This is a genomic window from Terriglobales bacterium (assembly GCA_035573675.1).
Classification (GTDB): Bacteria; Acidobacteriota; Terriglobia; order Terriglobales; family Acidobacteriaceae; genus DATMAB01.
Window position 1 is genome coordinate 282,707 of record DATMAB010000027.1, and the last position, 18,433, is coordinate 301,139.

The 18,433-nt window shown below is 64.2% G+C and carries 21 protein-coding genes; 16 read left to right on the top strand and 5 right to left on the bottom strand.

Features of this window, described 5'->3' with window-relative positions:
- Window positions 1-2: 2 nt before the first annotated feature.
- Window positions 3-434 (bottom strand): group I intron-associated PD-(D/E)XK endonuclease, encoded by a 432-nt coding sequence (locus tag VNK82_13785; protein ID HXE92023.1) that lies wholly within the window; start codon window positions 432-434, stop codon window positions 3-5.
- Between the two features lie 335 nt (window positions 435-769).
- Entirely contained in the window at window positions 770-2,884 is a 2,115-nt protein-coding gene (locus VNK82_13790; protein HXE92024.1) for a serine/threonine-protein kinase, read from the bottom strand.
- Window positions 2,885-3,161: 277 nt separating this feature from the next.
- Here VNK82_13790 and VNK82_13795 point away from each other — a divergent pair, with 277 nt between their 5' ends.
- Window positions 3,162-3,722, top strand: a complete 561-nt coding sequence (locus tag VNK82_13795; GenBank protein ID HXE92025.1) for a hypothetical protein — start codon at window positions 3,162-3,164, stop codon at window positions 3,720-3,722.
- Window positions 3,723-4,046: 324 nt separating this feature from the next.
- Window positions 4,047-4,757, top strand: a complete 711-nt coding sequence (locus tag VNK82_13800) for a hypothetical protein (GenBank protein ID HXE92026.1) — start codon at window positions 4,047-4,049, stop codon at window positions 4,755-4,757.
- Between the two features lie 123 nt (window positions 4,758-4,880).
- Here VNK82_13800 and VNK82_13805 read toward each other — a convergent pair whose 3' ends face one another.
- On the bottom strand, window positions 4,881-5,507 hold the full coding sequence (locus tag VNK82_13805; GenBank protein HXE92027.1) for a LysE family translocator: 627 nt from the start codon (window positions 5,505-5,507) through the stop codon (window positions 4,881-4,883).
- Window positions 5,508-5,710: 203 nt separating this feature from the next.
- Between VNK82_13805 and VNK82_13810 the strand changes: the two genes are divergently transcribed.
- A complete protein-coding gene (locus tag VNK82_13810) occupies window positions 5,711-6,085 on the top strand; it encodes a cupin domain-containing protein (protein HXE92028.1) in 375 nt (124 codons plus the stop codon).
- Window positions 6,086-6,172: 87 nt separating this feature from the next.
- Here VNK82_13810 and VNK82_13815 read toward each other — a convergent pair whose 3' ends face one another.
- Window positions 6,173-6,343 (bottom strand): hypothetical protein, encoded by a 171-nt coding sequence (locus tag VNK82_13815; protein HXE92029.1) that lies wholly within the window; start codon window positions 6,341-6,343, stop codon window positions 6,173-6,175.
- 203 nt (window positions 6,344-6,546) lie between these two features.
- Here VNK82_13815 and VNK82_13820 point away from each other — a divergent pair, with 203 nt between their 5' ends.
- From VNK82_13820 to VNK82_13860, 9 genes are all read left to right on the top strand, one after another.
- A complete protein-coding gene (locus tag VNK82_13820; protein HXE92030.1) occupies window positions 6,547-8,028 on the top strand; it encodes an amidase in 1,482 nt (493 codons plus the stop codon).
- Window positions 8,029-8,125: 97 nt separating this feature from the next.
- Window positions 8,126-8,758: a zinc ribbon domain-containing protein gene (locus tag VNK82_13825; GenBank protein HXE92031.1), complete on the top strand. Its 633-nt coding sequence runs from the start codon at window positions 8,126-8,128 to the stop codon at window positions 8,756-8,758.
- 150 nt (window positions 8,759-8,908) lie between these two features.
- Window positions 8,909-9,385 carry a DUF1801 domain-containing protein gene (locus VNK82_13830; protein HXE92032.1) on the top strand — a complete coding sequence of 159 codons (477 nt, stop codon included), beginning with the start codon at window positions 8,909-8,911 and terminating at the stop codon, window positions 9,383-9,385.
- A 178-nt stretch (window positions 9,386-9,563) separates the two neighbouring features.
- Entirely contained in the window at window positions 9,564-10,106 is a 543-nt protein-coding gene (rplU, locus tag VNK82_13835) for a 50S ribosomal protein L21 (protein HXE92033.1), read from the top strand.
- Window positions 10,107-10,225: 119 nt separating this feature from the next.
- On the top strand, window positions 10,226-10,498 hold the full coding sequence (gene rpmA, locus VNK82_13840) for a 50S ribosomal protein L27 (GenBank protein ID HXE92034.1): 273 nt from the start codon (window positions 10,226-10,228) through the stop codon (window positions 10,496-10,498).
- Window positions 10,499-10,814: 316 nt separating this feature from the next.
- The gene (obgE, locus tag VNK82_13845) at window positions 10,815-11,873 is read left to right on the top strand and encodes a GTPase ObgE (GenBank protein HXE92035.1); all 1,059 of its coding nucleotides are present in this window, start codon (window positions 10,815-10,817) and stop codon (window positions 11,871-11,873) included.
- A 50-nt stretch (window positions 11,874-11,923) separates the two neighbouring features.
- On the top strand, window positions 11,924-12,574 hold the full coding sequence (gene nadD / locus VNK82_13850; GenBank protein HXE92036.1) for a nicotinate-nucleotide adenylyltransferase: 651 nt from the start codon (window positions 11,924-11,926) through the stop codon (window positions 12,572-12,574).
- A 217-nt stretch (window positions 12,575-12,791) separates the two neighbouring features.
- Window positions 12,792-13,229, top strand: coding sequence for a ribosome silencing factor (gene rsfS, locus VNK82_13855; protein HXE92037.1), 438 nt, complete (start codon window positions 12,792-12,794; stop codon window positions 13,227-13,229).
- A gap of 5 nt (window positions 13,230-13,234) precedes the next feature.
- The gene (locus VNK82_13860; GenBank protein HXE92038.1) at window positions 13,235-14,182 is read left to right on the top strand and encodes a sigma-54 dependent transcriptional regulator; all 948 of its coding nucleotides are present in this window, start codon (window positions 13,235-13,237) and stop codon (window positions 14,180-14,182) included.
- Window positions 14,183-14,240: 58 nt separating this feature from the next.
- On the opposite strand, the gene VNK82_13865 is transcribed toward VNK82_13860, so the two are convergent.
- Window positions 14,241-14,705, bottom strand: a complete 465-nt coding sequence (locus VNK82_13865) for a hypothetical protein (protein HXE92039.1) — start codon at window positions 14,703-14,705, stop codon at window positions 14,241-14,243.
- 124 nt (window positions 14,706-14,829) lie between these two features.
- Here VNK82_13865 and VNK82_13870 point away from each other — a divergent pair, with 124 nt between their 5' ends.
- The 4 genes from VNK82_13870 to VNK82_13885 all read left to right on the top strand — a co-directional run bounded on the left by VNK82_13870 (window position 14,830) and on the right by VNK82_13885 (window position 18,396).
- Entirely contained in the window at window positions 14,830-15,276 is a 447-nt protein-coding gene (locus VNK82_13870; protein ID HXE92040.1) for a 23S rRNA (pseudouridine(1915)-N(3))-methyltransferase RlmH, read from the top strand.
- Window positions 15,277-15,282: 6 nt separating this feature from the next.
- Complete coding sequence (gene cobO / locus VNK82_13875) at window positions 15,283-15,888, top strand: cob(I)yrinic acid a,c-diamide adenosyltransferase (protein HXE92041.1); 606 nt, start codon at window positions 15,283-15,285, stop codon at window positions 15,886-15,888.
- A 178-nt stretch (window positions 15,889-16,066) separates the two neighbouring features.
- Window positions 16,067-16,927, top strand: coding sequence for an acetyl-CoA carboxylase, carboxyltransferase subunit beta (accD, locus tag VNK82_13880; protein HXE92042.1), 861 nt, complete (start codon window positions 16,067-16,069; stop codon window positions 16,925-16,927).
- A 113-nt stretch (window positions 16,928-17,040) separates the two neighbouring features.
- Window positions 17,041-18,396, top strand: a complete 1,356-nt coding sequence (locus VNK82_13885) for a folylpolyglutamate synthase/dihydrofolate synthase family protein (GenBank protein HXE92043.1) — start codon at window positions 17,041-17,043, stop codon at window positions 18,394-18,396.
- The last annotated feature ends 37 nt before the right edge of the window (window positions 18,397-18,433 follow it).

Below are 18,433 nucleotides of genomic sequence, written 5' to 3' on the forward strand. Positions count from 1 at the left end.
TCTCAGCCTTCAGCCGTCAGCAAGTGCCAGGCCTCCTTGTACTTTTCCCAGCGGCCTCGGCTCTTCTCAACATGCGGCCAGAACACTAGGGATCCGCAATCCAGGATTCTGGCCGGAATCAGGTACCAAGTGTTTCGGGGCACGATCCACACGGCAAGCAACTCAATGTCGGCCTCTGTGTAGTTCTCCTGCTTGTTCCGGCCATGGGAAGCGCTCACTTGAAAGCCACGATGTGTGCCGTAGTGCATCCTTGTCGACCGGACCTGGACGCGGAAGAGGCGCTTGCCGTTATCCACGATAGCGTCGTAGGCGCAGCTATCGCCGAAGGGCTGGGAGACGGCGAGGCCGCGGGAGAGCGCCTGGAAGAGGAAGGCGCATTCGGCGCGCTCGCCGACGAGTTTGGGGTTGCGGACGGGGCGGGAGGGACGGGACATGGGTGGCTCGCTTTCTGCTTGAAAACCAGCGGCCAGTGGGTATTGGCTGGTTCGAGCTTAGGAGTGCCGAGGTGCGAGGCGGCGTGCTGCGGAGGCTGCGGGTCGGATTGGATTCTTGCGGCTATTTCATCAGAGACAAGAATAGCATGTATGGGAGGCGAATGTAAAGCGAAAAAGCAGCGGGCAGCCAGCGGCTGGCAGGCGGCAGGGAAGGCATTTTCGCGGCGGATTCACGTGGATAAACGCGGATCGCAGAAGCAGCTGGCAGGCGGCAGGACATGCAAATCCACCACGGAGACACGGAGGCACGGTTCGGCTGCGCTCAGGGCAGATTGCTATTTCGCCAGCGTTTCTTCCACCACGTGCTTGCCGCCCTTTTCCACGGTGACGAGCTTCTTGACGGGCTGGTAGCCTTCGCGGCTGACGACGATCTCGTACGTCCCGGGGTTGAGGTAGAAGTCGACGGGCGTGTTCTTGCCCAGGGCCTGGCCGTTGACGGTGACCTGGGCGCCCTTGGGATTGGTGCGCACGGTGACGCGTCCGGAATTTTCCGGCTTGCCGCCGAAGATGCCGCCGAAGCGGCCGGCGACCTTGATGTTCTCGGTGCTGCCGGTGAGCTTGAGGGTGGGCGCGAACTGGGCCGATTGTCCGGGCGAAAGCTGCATGGTCTCAGAGGCGTCGTGGTAGCCCTGTTTGCGCACGGTGACGGTGTGGCTGCCCTTGGCCACGATGAGCTGCGCGGGCGTGACCTTGCCGGTGGCTGTGCCGTCGAGCAGGATGGCGGCGCCAGCCGGGTCGCTGGAGACCGAGACGGTGGCGGCCAGTTCGGTGAGGCCTACAGCCACGGAGGCCTTCTGCCCGGCGGCTACCTCGATGGTGCGGGTGACGGCGGTGTGGCCGGCCTTGCTGATGGTGATGGTGTGGGAGCCGGCATCGAGCGAGGCGGTGTGCGGCGTGACTCCGGCAGGCCTGCCGTCAATCAGGATTTCGGCGCCGGGCGGATTGGAATCAATCGAGACGTCACCGGTCACGATGACCGGTGCGGCGGGCGCGGGCGGCGGCTGCTTGGCCTTGGCTTTGCCGGCGGCGGGACGCGGCTCGGCCGTGGCCGGTTCCGGTTCGGGAGCGGGCGTGGCCGGCTCCGGCTTGGCCAGCGAAGCCGCGGCAGGAGCAGGTGCGGCGGCTGCGGCCGGCTGCTCCGCAGCGGGTTTGCGCAGGAGCACGGCGGCGAGAATGGCGACCACGACCAGCGCGCCGATAGCGCCGCCCATGATGTAAATGAGCCTGTTGTTCGGCCCGGCTTGGGGCGCGGGCGCTGTAGGCGCAGCCGCAGCTTTGGCGGTGACAATCTGCGGAGCAGGCTTAGGCGCGGCGGGTGGCCGCTCGGGTTTGGGCGCAGCCGCGGCGGGCGGAGGCGGTGTGGCCGGCTTTGCTGGCGGGGGCGCAGCAGAGGCCTCGGGCTTCGCCGCTTTGGCCGGTGCTCCTGCGGCCGGCACCGGCGGCGCGTACATGACGACGGTTTCGCGGGGCGGCTCGGCCGGTGCGGGCGCCGCGGGCTTGGGTCGTGGTTCGGCAGGGAGTGCCGCGGCGGACGCAGGTTTCGGCGCCGGTTCCGCAGGCTTGGCTTCAGGAGGCTTGGCGGCCTGGGGCGCGGTCTGGAGCTGGCGGTAGTTTTCGAGGTCGCGAACCAGATCGGCGCCGGAGGCATAGCGGTCCGCGGGCGCCTTGGCCAGCGCCTTCATCACAATCCAACTGATGTTGGGATGGACGTCCTTGTCCACTTCGTGGGGCGCGGGCGGATTTTCTTCGATGATCTTGCGACGGACCTCTTCGGCAGTGTCGCCGGGGAAGGCCTTCCACCCGGTGAGCATCTGGTAGAGGATGGCGCCCCAACTGAAAAGATTGGAGCGGGCGGTGAGGGGCTCGCCGCGGGCCTCCTCTGGCGAGACGTAGTAGAGCGCCTCAGTGAGTTCGCTGCCCGAGTGGCGGCGGGGAAAGCCGAAGTCCATGATCTTGGCGGTGCCGTCCCACTCCAGCACGATGTTGCCGGGGCGCAGCTCGGGATGGATGACGCCCTTGGAGTGCGCGTGGTCGAGCCCGGAGCAGACCTGCCGGCTGAGATCGGTGACCTCGGACCAGGTGAGCGGCTCGCCCTTTTCGAGCGACTTCGAGAGCTTGACGCCCTCGACGAATTCCAGGGCGACATAGAACAGGCCGCTGGCTTCGCCGCCGCCCAGGACGCTGGCGATGTTGGGGCTGTCCAGCGCGCTGGCGGCGCGGGCGGCGGCGCGGAAGGCTTCCGCGCCTTCCTGCGCGGCGGGCGCATCCACGCGCATGGTGCGCAAAGCGACCGTGCGGCCCTTGAGGTCGGCCGCCTTGTAGACTGAGCCGCCTTCCCAAGTGGCTAGCTCCGCCAGGATGGCGAACGGCCCGATGCGGTCATGTGCCATGGCACAACTCCATCGCTACTTTACAAGAATGGCGCGCCACGCGGGAGGGTACCAAGCGGCAGAAGGTGCGGTCCTGCCAGAGGAAACTCTAACCAAGCTGGCGGACGGACGCCAGCGGAAAGCACCAAGCGGCGGTTACGGAGGATGTAGACCTGCCGAGACTGGCTTGACCGGCGCAGAGCCGGGGCGTAGGCTGGCGCGGCTCGACCGGAAAAGTGAGGTGCGGGTCTTTACAAATAAGCGTTGGCTTAGTGCCAGGCCGGAGGAGGGCGGGAAGATGGTTCCTTTGACGGAGTTGTGGCTGCCGATCGTGCTCTCGGCGGTGATTGTGTTCATCGCCAGTTCGATCATTCACATGGTGCTGCTCATCCACAAGAGTGACTACAAGCGACTGCCGAACGAGGAGAAGCTGCTCGAGGCCATGCGCAGCGAGACTCTGCCGACGGGCTTGTACCACTTTCCGCATGCCGCCAGCATGAAGGAATGCGGCTCGCCGGAGATGGTGGAGAAGTTCAAGAAGGGGCCCGTGGGCCTGCTCACCGTCATGCCTTCGGGCGCGCCGACGATGGGAAAGTTCCTGGGCTTGTGGTTCGTCTATTGCCTGTTGGTGGGATTCTTCACCGCCTACCTGGCAGGACGGACGCTGGCTCCGGGCACGCACTACCTGGCGGTGTTCCGGGTGGCGGGCACGGCGGCGTTCATGAGCTACGGCCTGGCCAGCTTCGTCGATTCGGTGTGGAAGGGGCAGCCCTGGAGCAACACCATCAAGCACATGATCGACGGGCTCATCTACGGGCTGCTCACCGCAGGGACGTTCGGCTGGCTGTGGCCGAGGTAAAGCGGCACTCAGCCGTAGGTCTTCAGCCATGAGCTAAGCCTGGGCGATCTGGGACGGGAAGTTGACCCAGGTTCGCGCTGGGAGGCTCCTCGCTTTTCGCCCTTGAGAAGCCTCCGGAGCGGCGAGAACTTTGCTATAGCGGTCCGCCTGCACATCTCGCTTTCGCGTCTCCCGTAAGGAGGGTAACCCTTCCCCGGTTACCCGAACCCCACGGAAGTGCCATTGTGACCAGTGCGTTACGGCCCTATTCTGAAATCCCCAGTGGTTCGGTGTCTCTTCCCCCTTACAGCGACGCCATTGCGGGACTATTCCCAGGGAGGAAACATGAAGCGGGTAAGCAAACTCGGATGGGTAGCGCTGGCACTGGTGGCGCTGGCAGCCACGGCCTTTGCGGGCAAGGCGCTGGTGCTGAAGGCGGATCTGACCGAGACCTGTTCGAACTGCCGGACCGATGTCAGCAACGAGACGCCGGGTCCGTACAGCGTACGCAATGACATTCCGGGGGGCTACTTGCCGGGCAACGGCGTGAAGTCGCAGATCCTGACGCACAGCGCGGTGTACACGCTGGACACCATGAGCACACTGGTCAACGGCGTGGTGGGTGCGGGGACGCGCTACGTCCGCATGCACTTCTACTCGCCGGTGGAAGGCCAGTTCCCCGGGCATGTGCTGCCTCCGTGCTGGCAGGGCGATTACGATCAGGAGCAGGCGGTGAACTGGTCGATCTTCTCTGACAATTCCATGTTCTTCGACAACATGACCATAGGCCAGTCCTATCCGGGGCGGGCGCGCATGGACTTTAACGTGCGCAACGGGGTGTGCGACCGGCAGATCTACCGCTACTACCTCTTGTGGCCGAGCGTGTGCATCAAGCGGACCGGAGCGACGTCATGGGAAGCCACTTCCGGCGCCTGCGAAACAAGCACGGTCAATTACGGCGAAGCCAACCTGCGCGGCCAGGGCGGACAAAGAAAGGAAACCATCAACTACGGCGACTGGCGCATGCCCTTCAAGCTGACCATCAGCGCGCCGTAAAGAAGCACTCAGCAGTCAGGCAAGACCAAACAAAGCACGGAGCAACAAGCTCCGTGCTTTTCTTCTTGGTCCTGTCGCCTAGTGTGCTGTTTCCGCCGACTGCTGACAGCTGAGTGCCGAGTGCTATTTCCGGCTCCAAGCCAGGCGAAGGCCCAGGCCAAGGAAGACGGTGCCGGTGAACCAGCGTTGCCAACGGGCAAGGCGCGGGCTGCGGCGCAGCAGATCGCCCAGGCGCCCGCCGGCGGCGGCGACAGCCAGGTTCACTAGCGTGCCCCCGACATCGAAGACCATCCCCAGAAACAGGATCTGAAAGGCGACCGAGCCGCGGCGCGCGTCCACGAACTGCGGCAGGAAGGCGAGGAAGAACAGCGCCACTTTGGGGTTCAGGACGTTGGTCACCACGCCCTGCCAGAAGATGCTGCGGAGGCTGGCGGGTTCCAGGGCTTCGGTCTCGAGGCTGCCGTTGCGGAGCGCCAGCAGGCGCACGCCGAGGCAGATGAGATAGGCGGCGCCGGCGTAACGGACTGCGTCGAAGGCCGCGGCGGAAGAAGCCAGCAGCGCCGCCAACCCGACGGCGGCAGCGACGATGTGCACCAGGCAGCCGACGAAGATCCCCACCGCGGAGACCACGCCTGCCTTGCGTCCCTGGCCCACGCTGCGGCCGATGACATAGAGCATGTCCGGCCCGGGAGTGACGTTAAGCAGGAGCGCCGCGGCCAGAAACGTCAGAAAAGCGGTTTGGTCAGGCATGGGCTAAAGATGCGCCCCGGTGGCAGGTGTTGCGGGAAAAGACGGCCAGCCGCGGCTGAACCCGGATAAGCACGGATGATTCTATCCGGTCGCCAACCGCCCCGTTCTCTTGCCAAAGGCGAGTAGGGCGCGGAGTGTGAATGAGCATTCATTTCCTGGGAAAAAACGCGAGACCCGATGCCGGCCCGCTCCGTCCAATAGCCATGCCCATACAAACTGTGAACCTGGCGGAGAAGTTCGGCCGTTTTTCCGAGCCATGGCAGCCCAAGATCGCGGGCGAGATCAACGACACTTACGTGAAGCTGGTGAAGTTCACGGGCGAGTTCGTGTGGCACCACCACGAACAGGAAGACGAGATGTTCCTGGTGGTGAAGGGTGTTATGCGCATGAAGCTGCGCGACCCCAAGGAGCGCGAACTGGTGGTGCGCCCGGGCGAGTTCGTCATCATTCCGCACGGCACCGAGCATTGCCCGGTGGCCGACGAGGAGGCGCACGTGGTGCTGTTCGAGCCCAAGACCACGCTCAATACCGGCAATGTCCGCAACGAGCGCACGCTGCCGGAACTGAAACGTGTGTGAAGAGCAGCACTCAGCAGTCAGCTTGAAGCAGGCGAGCAGTGGCTGAGTGCTGAATGCTGAGTGCTGAGTGCTGAGTGCTTCTTTTTCTCATCCAGCAGGCGAAACCGACTTCATCCAGCGCAGCTCGTCCAGCTTGTGACACACCTCTTCGAGGAACTTGGCGACCTTTTCCGGTTCCTCCAGCTTGCCGCCGCTGGAACGGATGGTCTCCTTGGTGATATCGACCGCCATGGTCAGCACTTCCGGCGCAATGGGCATGGGTGGCTCTCCTCCGAATGAGCGGGAAATATGGCGTAGAGGCGTGCGGGTGTCAAATCGTCGGAAGCAATAAGCGATTATCCGTAAGCTGAGAGCAAGCACGTTGAAGCGTCAGCGCCGAAATCCACCCGGGAGGCCCGGATGCGGGTTGTACACTGGTCGCGCAGGGCGTTCTTGAAGAGGGCTTCGCAGGAGCGACAGGAATGGTAAGCCGGCAAGTCGTGATTGCGTCGGGTCTGGCCGGAGATGCAGGGCCTGCTCATGATGCCGATCTTTCCGCGCTCACGCTATCGCAAGCGTCGCAACTCGTGCAGGGCAAGAAGATTTCCCCGGTCGAGCTGACCGAGGCCTGCCTCCACCGAATCGACCGGCTCGATCCCACGCTCAACGCCTTCATCACAGTGACGGCGGACTCCGCACTGGCCGAGGCCCGCGCCGCAGAAGCGGAGATCCAACGCGGACGTTGGAAAGGGCCACTGCATGGCATCCCGCTTGCCCTCAAGGACCTGGTGGACACGGCCGGTGTACGCACCACCGCAGGCAGCGGCGTGTTCAAGGACAGAGTCCCCTCTGCGGATGCGGAGGTTGTGCGCCGGCTGAAGGCGGCCGGGGCGGTGCTGCTGGGCAAGCTGAACCTGCACGAGTTCGCGTACGGCGGAAGCTCGGCAATCAGTGGTTTCGGTCCGGTTCGGAATCCCTGGGCACGCGACTACAGCACGGGCGGTTCTTCGGGCGGGTCGGCAGCGGCGGTGGCGGCTGGCCTGTGCTATGGCGCCATCGGCTCCGATACAGGAGGCTCCATCCGCCAGCCGGCGGGTTACTGCGGCATCGTCGGACTCAAGCCGACCTATGGACTGGTGAGCACGCGGGGCGTCGTACCTCTCTCCTGGTCTCTCGACCACGTGGGACCGATGACGCGCACAGTGAAAGACGCTGCCATGCTGCTCCAGGTGATTGCGGGTTACGATCCGCAAGAGCCGACCAGCATCGAACTGCCCGGTCGCGATTACGCTGGAGCTGTGACTGGCAAGACTGCTTCGCTCCGGCTGGGCATTCCGCGGGCCTACTTCTACGAGGGACTCGACCCCGAGATCGAAGCGGCGATGGAAGAGGGCTTGTCGACGCTGAAAAAGCTCACCGCGAGTCAGCGCGATATCGCCCCGCTGGCCAGCGACGGAACCTATGCCTCCATCCTGGATGCGTACACGACGGTATTCCTCGCGGAAGCGTACGCGTACCACCGGGAGTTCGCTGCGAAGACGCCGGAGCTCTACCAGGAAGCGACGCTCGGGAGAATCCGCGCCGGAGCCGACATCGCAACACCCGCATATATCGAGAGCCGTCGCCAACTCGACCAGATCCGGCGCTCGGTTTCGCAGGTGTTCGACACCGTGGACCTGCTGGTGACTCCGACCGCTCCTGTGCCTCCGTTCGCGATCGCCGACCTGTTGGGCGACATGAACGCGATTCGCGGTAAGGAGCTTCTGATGCTGCGCAACACGCGGCCCGTCAACCTGCTGGGGCTGCCCGCGGTCTCGGTCCCGTGCGGCTTCACGCGCGTGGGGTTACCCATCGGCATGCAGATCATCGGTCCGTCGGGAGGGGAAGAAACGGTGCTACGCCTGGCCCACGCCTACGAGCAGGCCACGGAGTGGCACAAGCGGCGGCCGGCGGACGACGTTTGACCGATTCGCTGCCTTCTTCAGTACCTCAAGCAGCTCTTATTCGCGCCCTTCAGCCGCTTTGACTAGAATGGTCGCATCTTTCCTCCCGGGGGCTTAGATGGCGTTGATCCAGTTCACTCGCAACCACAACGACCACTCGACCGACAAAGGCTACCAGTTCGAGTTTTTCTGCGACCGCTGCGGCAACGGGTTCACCAGCGAATTCAAGGCTTCGGCCACGGGGATGGCGGCCAGCGCGCTTCGCGCCGCCGGAGGGCTTTTCGGGGGTGTCCTGGGTTCGGCCGGGTCGAGCGCCTACGAGATCCAGCGCGCCGTCCAGGGTCCGGCGCACGACAAGGCCTATCGCGAAGCCATCGACGAGGCAAAGCCCAATTTCCGGCAATGTCCCAAGTGTTCGAAGTGGGTCTGCAAAGCGACCTGCTGGAACCAGAAACGCTCGCTCTGTTACGAGTGTGCACCCGACATCGATACTGAACTCGCCGCCGCCCAGGTGCAGGCTACGGTGGAGCAATTGAAGGAGAAGGTCCGCCAGCAGGACATGACCAAGGGCATCGATGCGACCCGCGAAGCCGTGGCGTATTGCCCGGAGTGCGGAGCCCATACCCAGGGCGCGAAGTTCTGTCCGCAATGCGGGAAGCCACTGCGCCCCAAGAACGAGTGTTCGAAATGTGGCACGAAGTTCGAAGCGGGCACGAAGTTCTGCCCGGAGTGCGGGAACAAGATAGCGTAGCCATGCTTGGACGTTAGAGGAATTGGCGGGATTATGGGCACCATGCGCATCGGCCGCAGATTCCTCTTGCATAGTGGTATCGTTCCGGGCTGGTCCTAGCCACTTCTCATCCTCGCCCGTGGCCGGGATTCTCTATCGTCCACTACGAGGATGTATGAACTGCAGGAGGTCGCAACAGTGGGGGAAAACAAGACCAAGTCAACCAACGCCAGCGTGAGCGCCTACATCGCCTCGCGCGCCAAGAATGAAGAGCAAAAGGCGGACAGCAAGGCGCTGATGTCCCTCTTCAAGAAGATCACAAAGCAGCCGCCCAAGATGTGGGGCCCGAGCATCGTCGGCTACGGCTCGTATCGCTACACCTACGAGAGCGGACGATCTGGGGAGATATTCCTGGCCGGCTTTGCGATTCGCGGCCCGGCGTTCGTGGTCTATGTCAATGCGAAAGGAGCAGCGCAGAAGGCGTTGCTGGCCAAGCTGGGCAAGCACTCGATGGGCAAGTCATGCCTCTACTTCAAGCGGCTGGCCGATCTTGACAAGGCTGTGCTCGAGAAGCTTATTTCGAACTCGATTGCCGCCGTGAAAGAGCAGTATGCCGGCACGGGCGCCGCGGGAAAGAGAGGCGCATGAATCAAACTGCCCCACTACCTTACCGGCGGGTCCGTTTGACCGCCGCCCCGCAAGCACGTTAGAATCAAATGGTTTGCCGGTAGTGCCAATCCCTCTAAGCAAGCGCCCGTCCCGCATCTGAGGGGCGGAGAGGCGATTCCAGCGCATCCCATCGGGGACGTTCAACGGAGGAAGCATCATGTACGCGGTCATTCGTGCGGGCGGGAAACAGTATCGGGTAGCGCCCGGCGACGTCATCCGGGTGGAGCGGGCGGGCCACAAGAACGGCCGGCTGGAGTTCGACGTGCTCGCCGTCTCGGCGGCCGAGGGCCAGATTTCGCGCGGCAACGGCGCCAGCGTGGTGGGCCAGGTAGTGGAAGAGGGCCGCGGCGCCAAGGTCATGGTCTTCCACTACAAGCGCAAGAAGCAATACAAGAAGTTGGCCGGACATCGGCAGCCGTTCACGGCGGTGCGCATCACCGAGATCGCGTTCGAAGGGCAGAAGTTCACCGCGCCCGAGCTTCCGGAAAAGAAAGTGAAGGCTCCGAAACCCAAGCCGGAAACGGTTCCGGCGGTGGAAGCGGAAGCCACTCCGGCTGCGAAGAAAGCCGAGCACAAGGCGAAAGCCAAGAAGGAAGCCAAGCCCAAGGCCGAAGCGCACGAGAAGAAGGCCGCCGCGCCCAAGGCAGCCGCAAAGCACAAGGCGTCCAAGCCGGCGGACAAAGGTAAGAAGAAGAAGTAAGTTGCCCTCAGGGGCTGAAGCCCCGGTCTATTGGGTGGCGCTTGACGGCGCGGCTAGAAGCCGCGCCCTTTCAAAGACGGGTTTTCTGAGAACGGACAACTGAGAACTGAGAACTAGCCATGGCACACAAAAAGGGACTGGGAAGTTCACGGAACGGCCGCGATTCCAACTCGCAGCGGCTGGGTGTGAAGGCGTTCGGCGGGCAACTGGTGTCCGGCGGCACCATCATCGTGCGGCAGCGGGGCACGCGCATCAAGCCGGGGCTGAACGTGGGCCGCGGCAAGGACGATACCCTGTTCGCCAAGATCACCGGGGTCATCAAGTTCCAGGACAAAGGCTCGATGGGGCGCTACGTCACGGTGGTCCCGGTGGATGAGCCGGCCAAGGCGTAGGGTTTCGCCACAGAGACACAGAGGCACAGAGAAATCTGTGCCTTTTTTGCTTTTCAAGAGCAGCCACGGATTCACACGGATGAACACGGAATTGCTCGCTTCCGCCACCGTGCTGGGCTACTTTCGGCGCGCCCCTATGGGGCTTGCGCGACCTCGCATTGCGAGGTCGCGGATGACAAGCTAGTGGGAGAGCAGGGTCGGCACGAGTGAACCGTGCTCTGATACAAATCAAGCTGTGGCATTCAAGAGTCCATGTTCTCCGTGCCTCTGTGTCTCCGTGGTGAACTGGCCACTGACCACTAGCCACTGACCACTGATGTTCATCGACGAAGCCAAAATCCGGGTGAAAGCGGGCGACGGAGGCAACGGCTGCGTGGCCTTCCGGCGGGAGAAGTTCGTGCCCCGCGGCGGGCCTTCGGGCGGCGATGGCGGCAAGGGCGGCGACGTCTATCTGGAATCCTCCGAGCGCCACAACACGCTGGTGCACTTCCGCTTCAATCCGGAATACAAAGCCGAACGCGGGCGGCACGGCGAAGGCTCGAACAAAACCGGTCGCGACGGAGCCGACATCGTGCTGAAAGTGCCGGTGGGTACCGTCGTCTACGACGAGGACACGGGCGAGCGCGTGCACGACTTCGCACGCGCCGACGAGCGCATCTGCATCGCCCGCGGCGGACGCGGCGGGCGCGGCAATGCCCGCTTCGCCACTTCGACCCACCAGGCGCCGCGCGAGTCCGAGCCCGGGCGTCCCGGAGAAGAGCGCCATCTGCGCCTGGAGCTGAAGCTGCTGGCGGACGTGGGGCTGGTGGGCTATCCCAACGTGGGCAAGTCCACGCTGATCTCGCGCATCTCGGCGGCGCGGCCCAAGATCGCCGACTACCCGTTCACCACCCTCCAGCCCAACCTGGGCGTGGTGGCGGTGGGCGAGGCGGCGGAAATGTTCAGCTTCGTGGTCGCTGATATTCCCGGGCTCATCGAAGGTGCGCACGCAGGCGCCGGCCTGGGCACGCAGTTCCTGAAGCACATCGAGCGCACGCGCCTGCTGGTGCACCTGGTGGACGTGAGCGAGGCGAGCGGCCGCCCCGATCCGGTGGAAGATTTCAACGTCATCATGAACGAGCTGGAGAGCTTCGGCGCGGGCCTGGAGCGGAAGCCCATGATGGTGGTGGCGTCGAAGCTGGACATCGCCGACCGCAAGTCACGCGACTCGAAGCTCGCCCGCCTGCGCCGCCACGCCCGGAAGCTCAAGCTCGAGTTCCATGCCATTTCCGCCGTGGCCGGCGAAGGGATCGACGAGCTCAAGTATGCGATGGCCGAGCGTGTGCGCCGGTTGCGCTCCCGGGTGACGGCTCTCGCCGCGGATTCACGCGGATAGACGCGGATTCTCTGTGTTCCTCCGTGTCCTCTGTGGTTAAACTCACGACAGTGCGAATTGCCCTTTTCGGCGGGACGTTTGACCCGGTGCACCGCGGACACTTGGCGGTTGCGCGCGCGGCCATTCGGCGCTATCGGCTGGACCGGGTGCTGTTCGCGCCCGCTGACCTGCCGCCGCACAAACTCAAGCGTCCGCTCACGCCTTTTTTCCATCGCCTGGCGATGCTGGCGCTGGCGGTTTCCGGAGAAGGCCGTTTCGTGGTCTCGGCGGTGGATGCGGCCGGCAAGCGCACGCGCGCCAGCTACTCCATCGAGACGGTACGCCGGCTGAAGCGGCGCCTGGGCAAGCGCGACCGCCTGTTCTTCCTCATCGGCATGGATGCCTTCAAGGACATCGCCACCTGGTACCGGCCGGAGGCGCTGCTCAAAGAGTGCGACTTCATCGTCGCCAGCCGGCCGGGATTCTCGTTGAAAGACGCGTTCGACGCTTTACCCCTCCGCCTGAAGCCCAAGGCGATCGTCGATCGCAAGCGCCACGCTATCGCGTTGGGAAAGACCACGGTGTACCTGATGGGCGGCGTGCGCGTGCCCGTCTCCGCCACTGAGGTGCGGGCGGCGGCGCGGCGGGGGAAGTCGCTCGCGACGCTGGTGCCGGCGCGCGTTGCGGCGTACATCCGCCGGGCCGGTCTTTACAAACGTTAGCCACGGATTTGCACGGATAAACACGGATTCCAGAAGCTCACCACTGAGGTCACCCTTCGGCCTCGCTCAGGGCGGGCTCCGGCAACGCGAAGGACCAGCCCTGGTGGAGTTTGCATCCGTGTAATCCGTGTTCATCCGTGGCAAGGCACTTCTCGCTGACGCGCGGCCACGCCGTCCAGTCGCTCACGCTATACTGGTCACGCCCACATATACACGAATGAGCACCGCGCAGATCCGCCGCCAGGTCGCCCAAGCCATCGCCGCCTGCCAATCGAAGAAAGCTGAAAACCTCACCGTGCTGCAGATGGACGCTGCGGCGTCGGCCTTCACCGACTATTTCGTTTTGTGCACGGGGCTGAACCCGCGCCAGATCCAGGCCATCTCGGACGAAGTGGAAGAAAAGCTGGAGAAAGCGGGGCTGCGGCCCACGCACGTCGAGGGCTACCACCAGGCCGAGTGGGTGCTGCTGGACTACGTGGACTTCGTGGTGCACGTGTTCAGCGAGCGGGCGCGCAACTACTACGACCTGGAGCGGCTGTGGAAGTCGGCGCGGCGGCTGGACCCGGCGACGCTGAAGGTCGCTGTGCCGCGGGCTCGTACCGGGGCGCGTCGTGCGGCGAAGCCGCGCAAAACGGTAAGCCGCCGGAGGCGCTGATCGCCATGCCGCGCGACGGCAGGAGCGCCGGCGCTTCGGAGATCCTGCACACCTGGATCGCCGCCGATCCGAAATCCGTACGCCTGCTGGAGCAGGTGAAGCGCGTGGCGGCGAGTTCCTCCACCGTCCTCATCCGCGGCGAGAGCGGCACAGGCAAGGACCTGCTGGCCACGCTGCTGCACTATCTTTCTGCGGGGCGCGCGGAGCCCCTGGTGAAGATCGATTGCGCCAGCCTGCCGCCGGAGCTGGTGGAGAGCGAACTGTTCGGCTACGAGCGCGGAGCTTTCACCGGGGCCACGCAGATGAAGCGCGGGCGGCTGGAAATGGCCGGCGCCGGCAGCATCGTGCTCGATGAAGTGGCGGCGCTGCCGCTGGCCGTGCAGGCCAAGATCCTGCGGGCCGTGGAGGAAAAACGCTGCGAGCGCCTCGGCGGCGACCGCCCCCTCCGCCTCGCCGCCCGTATCATCGCGCTTACCAGCGCCGACTTGGAGCATGCCGTCGCGCGGCACAGCTTCCGCGAAGACCTGTTCTACCGCTTGAACGTGATCCCGCTGGTTATTCCGCCGTTGCGCGAGCGGCCGGCGGACATCCGTCCGCTCGCTCTGCATTTCCTGAAGGCGCTGGCCGAGACCCATCGCCGTGCCGGGATGCGCCTGGCACCGGCGACCCTGCACACCTTCGAACGGTATAGCTTCCCCGGCAACGTGCGCGAGTTGCGCAACCTGATCGAGCGCGCGGTGGTCTATGGAACTGCTCCCGAGATTCAGCCGGAAGATCTGCCTGCCACCGTGCGCGAAGGCCGGGAGCGCCGCATGACGCTCGCAGAGATGGAGCGCGCCTATATCGCGGAAGTCTTGGACGCGGTGCGAGGGAAAAAGTCGAAGGCGGCGGAGATCCTGGGCATCAGCCGGAAGACTCTGTTGGAAAAGCGGAAGAAGTACGGGCTGGATTGAAACTGCTTGGCCGCGAATCAACGCGGATGACACGGATCTTATTTCGTGGATGATCTCATCAATCTCCGTGCCTCCGTGTCTCCGTGGTGAGGTGTTGCTTCGCCTCCCACGGCCCCAGCGTGCGGATATAAGCGTCCACGGTCTCGAGCTGAGCGAGCTCGATGCGGCAGCCGGCTTGCTCGGAGATTTCCTGCAACGCAGTCTCGAGCGCTACCGTGTGCAGCGAGTCGAACAGCGATTCATCCACCACGCTGCCTTCCCACAGACGGTCGTCCGGCCGCAGCAGTGTGCGCGGCACGCCGGTGGCCCGCTCCAGGTCCTCCAGCAGCTTGAACACGACTTCTTTTGGCAGCCCGGAACTCTGGTAGTAGGTCGCGAAGAAGGCTTCCGGCGATAACGGGGAGCGTCGCCGGATGCCCGCCGTGCGGCGCCGCTGCGCCACGAGGTTCCACAGCCAGGCGCCGGAGATGGCCAGCGGCACCACCACCATGACCACCAGCCCGACCTTGAGCAGGGTCTCCATGGGCGATTTCGGGAGAGGCTCGATTTTACGCGGCCGCGCGGCTCTGCGTCTTGGCAAGCCGGGCTGGTAGCATAGTGCGTCTCCCAAAGACTGAGAACTGAGAACCGGGAACTGAGAACTGCGTGTGAAGCTCCACATCGCCTGGATCGGGAAGACGAAAGAAAGCGCCATCCGCGCGCTGACCGAGGAGTATCTGAAGCGGCTGGGACGCTACACGCCCACCGAGCCCCATGAGCTGGCCGACGAAGCCGCGCTGCTCAAGCTGGTGGAAAAATCCAGCGGGCGCACACGGCCGACGTTCGTGGTGCTGGACGAGAAAGGGCGGCAGTTCACCTCCCAGGACTTCGCCGACCTGCTGCGCGACCAGCAGCAGCGCGGCGCCCAGAACCTGATCTTCGCCGTCGGCCCGGCCGACGGGTTCGCTCACAACACGCGCCACGTCGCCGACCTCGTGGTCTCCTTCGGCAAGATCACCCTGGCACACGAACTGGCGCGCGTCGTCCTGCTCGAACAACTCTACCGGGGATTTACAATCCTGCATGGGCATCCGTACCACAGAAGCAGTGGCTAGTGGTCAGTGGCCAGTGGCAGGCAAAATCCTCTCGAAAAACGAAAAACGAGAAACGGGAAACGAGGAACCGGCGTCATGGCTGACGTTCGCCGCGGTCTGATCATCGTGCATACCGGTCCCGGCAAGGGCAAGACCACCGCCGCCATGGGGACCGCCTTGCGTGCCGTCGGCCAGGGCATGAAAGTCCTGATGCTGCAGTTTCTGAAGGGCTCGTGGCACTACGGCGAGCTGGATGCCGTGCAGGCCTTCGGCGACAAGTTCGTGATGAAGCAGATGGGCCGTGGCTTTGTGAAGGTGGGTGGCGCCGAGCCTGACCCGGAAGACGTGCGCATGGTGGCCGAGGCCTGGGCGGAGGCGGAGAAGGCCATTCTCTCGGGCGACTGGGATTTGGTGATCCTGGACGAGATCAACTACGCCATCAGCTACGGCATGCTCGACCCGGCAAAAGTCGTGGAAACACTGAAAAAGAAGCCGGAGATGGTGCACGTCATCTTGACGGGGCGTAACGCGCATCCGACAATCGTCGAGCTGGCCGACACCGTCACCGAGATGCGCCAGGTCAAGCATGCCTACGAGAAGGGCGTGATGGCGCAGCGGGGCATAGAATACTGAGTACCGAGTGGCAAGTTGCGGGTACAGAGTTCGCGGTGACGGCTTTGCTTTTGCAGTTTAATGGCAACTAACCACTGACCCCTGGCAACCGCCGGCTATTGAGTACGGATTTCATGGTGCAGAGTTTGCTTTTGCAGTTACTGACAACTAGCCACTGACCACTGGCAACTGTCTTTCGATGGCTTGGTTCAAACGCGAAACCGGAGACCTGGAGCCCACGGGCGAGAAGCGCGTCCGCACCGAAGGGCTGTGGGTGAAGTGCGAAGGCTGCCGCCAGATCATCTGGAAGAAGGACCTGGAAGCCAACTGGAACGTCTGTCCCAAGTGCGACCGGCACTTCCGCATCGACGCCCGCACCCGCCTGGCCCTGTTGCTGGACGATGACAAGTACGAGACCTTCGACACCAACCTGGCTTCCACCGACCCGCTGAAGTTCGTGGACGTCCGCTCCTACGCCGAGCGCCTGCGCAAGACGCAGTCGGTCACCGGGCTGAAGGACGCGGTCATCAACGCCGCCGGCACGCTCGAGGGGCGGCCGGTCATCATGAGCTCGATGGAGTACAGCTTCATCGGGGGCTCCATGGGCGCGGTGGTGGGCGAAGCCATCACCCGGGCCATCGAGCGGGCCACCGAGCAGAAGAAGCCGCTCATCATCGTTTCCGCCTCGGGTGGCGCGCGCATGATGGAAGGCGTCGTCAGCCTGATGCAGATGGTCAAGATCTCGGCCGCGCTCGCCCGCCTGGACGAAGCCAAGCTGCCCTACATCTCCGTGCTCACCGACCCGACCACCGGCGGCGTCACCGCTTCCTACGCCATGCTGGGCGACTTGAATATCGCTGAGCCGGGCGCGCTCATCGGCTTCGCCGGGCCGCGCGTCATCGAGCAGACCATCCGCCAGAAGCTGCCGGAAGGCTTCCAGCGCGCCGAGTTCCTGCTGCAGCACGGCATGCTCGACGGCGTGGTCCACCGCAAGGAGATGAAGGCCTATATCGCCCGCGCCCTGAACTTCATGATGGCGAACGGGAAACCGAGCCACTAGTAATTGGCAATTCGCTACAGCGATAAGCAATAAGCGGCAAGCGATAAGCAATCAGGCTCTCATCCGCTAAAATCACCCCTGGCAACTAACCGCTGGCCACTGACCACTGCTTCATGTCCTACGCCGCTGCCGTTGAACGCCTGCTCGCCCTCGGCCACGAACTGCACGCCACGCCCTCACACAAGTTCGACCTCGGGAACATGCGGGTGCTGCTGGAGGCGCTCGCTCATCCTGAGCGCAAGTTCTCCAGTGTGCTGATCGCCGGCACCAACGGCAAGGGCTCGACGGCGGCCACGCTTGCCTCGATCCTCGAAGTCGCAGGCCACCGCACCGGCCTTTACACCTCGCCGCACCTGCTGCGCGTGAACGAACGTATTCGCGTGATGGGCGAAGAGATTTCGGACGACGAGTTTGCCAAGGCGCACGAACGAGTCGAGGAAGCCGCGCAGAAGCTGGTAACGGCGGGCTCCCTGCCCTGGCATCCCAGCTTCTTTGAGATGCTGACGGCCATGGCTTTCGAGCACTTCGCCAGGACCGGCGTGCGGCTGGCCGTGCTCGAAGTCGGCATGGGCGGGCGGCTGGACGCCACCAATGTAGTCGAGCCCGTCCTCAGCGTCATCACGGACATCGCGCTCGACCACCAGAAGTTCCTCGGCAACACCATCGCCGAGATCGCGCGCGAGAAGGCGGGCATCATCCGCCCGGGCGGCGTGGTGGTGACGCTGCCGCAGCATCCGGAAGCGAATGACGTGCTGGGCAATACCATCCTGGAGCGCGACGCCCGTGGCGTGAACGCGGTGCCCTACGTGCCACCGGTTTCGCCGGGATCGGAACTGGAAACTCGCAACTGGAAACGGGAAACTGATTTTCGCTCGCATTATCCCCTTGAAGTTCTCGGCTCGACCATCACCGTCGATTCCCCTCTCGCCGGCCGCCACCAGCTTCGCAACTTGGCGCTGGCCATCGCGGCCGCAGTTGAACTCAATGCACAAGGCTTTGCGCTGACCGCGCGTGACGTCGAGCGCGGCATCCGCGAAACCCGCTGGCGGGGCCGCCTGGAGATGCTGCCCGCCGCGGCAGGCCGCCCGGCAGTGCTGCTGGACGCCGCCCACAACCCGGCCGGGGCCTGGGCGCTGCGGGCAGCGCTTTCAGAGCTGGCGGGTGAGCAGCCGGTCACGCTGGTCTTTGCGGCCATGCGGGACAAGGCCATCGGCGAGATGGCCGAGATCCTGTTCCCCGTGGCTGCCCATGTTGTCGCCACGCGCGCGCAAAACCCGCGTTCGGCCACGCCCGATGAGGTGCGCGCCGCCGCGGCGCGCCTGGGCCAGGAGATTGCCGCCGAACCCGACGTCCCCGCTGCCCTGCGCCGCGCTTTTCAGTTCGCCGGACCGGATGGGCTGGTCGTCGTGGCCGGCTCCATTTACATTATCGGCGAAGCGATAGAGACCATTGAATCAGTCAATCAGTGAATCAGTGGAAAACCGTTGGGTCTTAGACGACCGGGTT

Excerpts from the sequence above, each read along its gene's own strand:
- VNK82_13785 (HXE92023.1), bottom strand. The coding sequence starts at position 434 with ATGTCCCGTCCCTCCCGCCCCGTCCGCAACCCCAAACTCGTCGGCGAG.
- VNK82_13790 (HXE92024.1), bottom strand. The coding sequence starts at position 2,884 with ATGGCACATGACCGCATCGGGCCGTTCGCCATCCTGGCGGAGCTAGCC.
- VNK82_13795 (HXE92025.1), top strand. The coding sequence starts at position 3,162 with ATGGTTCCTTTGACGGAGTTGTGGCTGCCGATCGTGCTCTCGGCGGTG.
- VNK82_13800 (HXE92026.1), top strand. The coding sequence starts at position 4,047 with ATGAAGCGGGTAAGCAAACTCGGATGGGTAGCGCTGGCACTGGTGGCG.
- VNK82_13805 (HXE92027.1), bottom strand. The coding sequence starts at position 5,507 with ATGCCTGACCAAACCGCTTTTCTGACGTTTCTGGCCGCGGCGCTCCTG.
- VNK82_13810 (HXE92028.1), top strand. The coding sequence starts at position 5,711 with ATGCCCATACAAACTGTGAACCTGGCGGAGAAGTTCGGCCGTTTTTCC.
- VNK82_13815 (HXE92029.1), bottom strand. The coding sequence starts at position 6,343 with ATGCCCATTGCGCCGGAAGTGCTGACCATGGCGGTCGATATCACCAAG.
- VNK82_13820 (HXE92030.1), top strand. The coding sequence starts at position 6,547 with ATGGTAAGCCGGCAAGTCGTGATTGCGTCGGGTCTGGCCGGAGATGCA.
- VNK82_13825 (HXE92031.1), top strand. The coding sequence starts at position 8,126 with ATGGCGTTGATCCAGTTCACTCGCAACCACAACGACCACTCGACCGAC.
- VNK82_13830 (HXE92032.1), top strand. The coding sequence starts at position 8,909 with ATGTATGAACTGCAGGAGGTCGCAACAGTGGGGGAAAACAAGACCAAG.
- rplU (HXE92033.1), top strand. The coding sequence starts at position 9,564 with ATGTACGCGGTCATTCGTGCGGGCGGGAAACAGTATCGGGTAGCGCCC.
- rpmA (HXE92034.1), top strand. The coding sequence starts at position 10,226 with ATGGCACACAAAAAGGGACTGGGAAGTTCACGGAACGGCCGCGATTCC.
- obgE (HXE92035.1), top strand. The coding sequence starts at position 10,815 with ATGTTCATCGACGAAGCCAAAATCCGGGTGAAAGCGGGCGACGGAGGC.
- rsfS (HXE92037.1), top strand. The coding sequence starts at position 12,792 with ATGAGCACCGCGCAGATCCGCCGCCAGGTCGCCCAAGCCATCGCCGCC.
- VNK82_13860 (HXE92038.1), top strand. The coding sequence starts at position 13,235 with ATGCCGCGCGACGGCAGGAGCGCCGGCGCTTCGGAGATCCTGCACACC.
- VNK82_13865 (HXE92039.1), bottom strand. The coding sequence starts at position 14,705 with ATGGAGACCCTGCTCAAGGTCGGGCTGGTGGTCATGGTGGTGGTGCCG.
- accD (HXE92042.1), top strand. The coding sequence starts at position 16,067 with ATGGCTTGGTTCAAACGCGAAACCGGAGACCTGGAGCCCACGGGCGAG.
- VNK82_13885 (HXE92043.1), top strand. The coding sequence starts at position 17,041 with ATGTCCTACGCCGCTGCCGTTGAACGCCTGCTCGCCCTCGGCCACGAA.